The organism is Pseudomonas sp. 32_A, from assembly GCF_017490905.1.
Taxonomy (GTDB): Bacteria; Pseudomonadota; Gammaproteobacteria; order Pseudomonadales; family Pseudomonadaceae; genus Aquipseudomonas; species Aquipseudomonas inefficax.
This window is the reverse complement of record NZ_JAFGYI010000089.1, coordinates 1-1232: the sequence shown is the minus strand read 5'-3', so window position 1 is coordinate 1232 and position 1232 is coordinate 1. Positions and strand designations below refer to the sequence as shown.

1 protein-coding gene is annotated in these 1232 nt (G+C 54.3%); it reads right to left on the bottom strand.

The annotated features are described in order from the left end of the window. Nucleotides 1–18 precede the first annotated feature (18 nt). Nucleotides 19–1169, bottom strand: a protein-coding gene (locus J5M58_RS25720) for an IS3 family transposase (RefSeq protein ID WP_087535084.1) whose coding sequence is annotated in 2 segments (ribosomal slippage) — nucleotides 19–935 and nucleotides 935–1169 — 1152 coding nt in all. Because the reading frame shifts where the segments join, the coding sequence is not laid out codon by codon here. Nucleotides 1170–1232 lie beyond the last annotated feature (63 nt).

Sequence of the window (1232 nt, the reverse complement as noted above, 5' to 3'; positions counted from 1 at the left end):
TGAATCGCCCCTGGTTTTCTAGACACTCTCCAAGCTCAGGAAATAGCGTTTCTCATACTCTACTGGAGACAGCTGCATAGCACTGCTGTGTCGGCGTTTAGGGTTATAGAACATCTCGATGTAATCGAAAATATCACTTCGGGCTTCTTCACGGGTTGTGTAGATCTTTCGTCGGATTCGCTCTCGCTTCAAAAGCTGGAAAAAGCTCTCGGCTACGGCATTGTCGTGGCAGTTTCCCCGCCGGCTCATGCTGCTGATTACATTGTTGGCCTTCAAAAAGCTTTTCCAATCCGAGCTACTGAACTGACTGCCTTGATCTGAGTGAATCATAACTTGCTGCTGAGGCTTGCGTCGCCAAACAGCCATCAACATCGCGTCGATAGCCAGGTCGCTGCACATCCTTGGCTTCATTGACCAACCAATTACTTGGCGTGAGAACAGATCCAGCACTACCGCGAGGTAGAGCCACCCTTCATAGGTGCGGATGTAAGTGATATCTGTCACCCAGACCTTGTTCGGCTCACTTACCTTGAACTGCCGCGCGAGGTGGTTGGGCGAGGCCACTGTTGGTTTTCCACCATAGAACCCTGGACGCCGCCGATAGCCCGTTTGAGAACGCAGCCCCTCCGCCTGCATCAAGCGCCTGACTCGATTTCGGCCGCATTCCTCTCCCAGCTCACGCAGGTCATCGTGAATTTTGCGGTAGCCGTATACACCTCCGCTTTCCAGCCAAGCGTGTTTGATCAAGCCAAGCAGACGTTGATCTTCTTTTGCTCGGGCAGATTGAGGCTCGGCCAGCCAGGCGTAATAGCCGCTGGGGTGCACCTTGAGGGTTTGGCAAAGGCGCCGCACCGGGTAATCAGTCGAGTGCTTCTTGATGAAGGCGTACTTCAGCCGCACTCCTTGGCAAAGTACGCGGCGGCCTTTTTTAAGATGTCTCGCTCTTCCGTCACGCGCTTGAGTTCAGCGCGTAGCTTGCGCAGTTCGGCCTGCTGATCGTCGTCTTGCTGACGCTGCTCTTGGGGCTTGCTGTAGACCTTGATCCAGGCGTAAAGACTGTGCACGGACATGCCCAGGCGCTGGGCGACATCGGCGACAGGTTTGCCTTTCTCGGTCACTTGCTTGACCGCTTCGATCTTGAATTCTTCGGGGTAACGCTGACGACTCATGGCACCTCCTATTTGGGCCTCATTATGAGGCTTGGAGGTGTCTACGAAACCAGGGGCGATTCA